The following is a 287-nucleotide window of genomic DNA, read 5'->3' as shown; positions in this document are numbered from 1 at the left end:
CTCGTCTCTGAATTGAATGGTTTCAGGAAAGTTATGACCGGTGTCCACGTGTAGTAAAGCAAAAGGTATTTTAGCGGGGTAAAAAGCTTTTTTGGCCAGGTGCGTCACAAGAATGGAGTCCTTTCCCCCTGAAAAGAGAATCACGGGGTTTTCAAATTGAGCCCAGACTTCCCTTAGTATAAAAATTGCTTCCGATTCCAGTTCGTCAAGGTAATTCAGGAAATATTTACTCATTATAGTTTCATTTTATGTTCAAGGTATTTTAGCAGCCTCTCCACAGCTTCCTC

Annotated in this window: 1 protein-coding gene; it reads right to left on the bottom strand. The window is 41.1% G+C overall.

Annotated features, from left to right (window positions below; genetic code table 11):
- Positions 1-234 (bottom strand): phosphoadenosine phosphosulfate reductase domain-containing protein (locus HC175_RS23300; protein WP_168140115.1); only part of this gene is annotated, 234 nt, incomplete at its 3' end.
- Positions 235-287 lie beyond the last annotated feature (53 nt).

The organism is Salinimicrobium oceani, assembly GCF_012037645.1.
The sequence above is the reverse complement of the archived record's forward strand: the minus strand, read 5'-3'. Positions and strand labels throughout refer to the sequence as shown.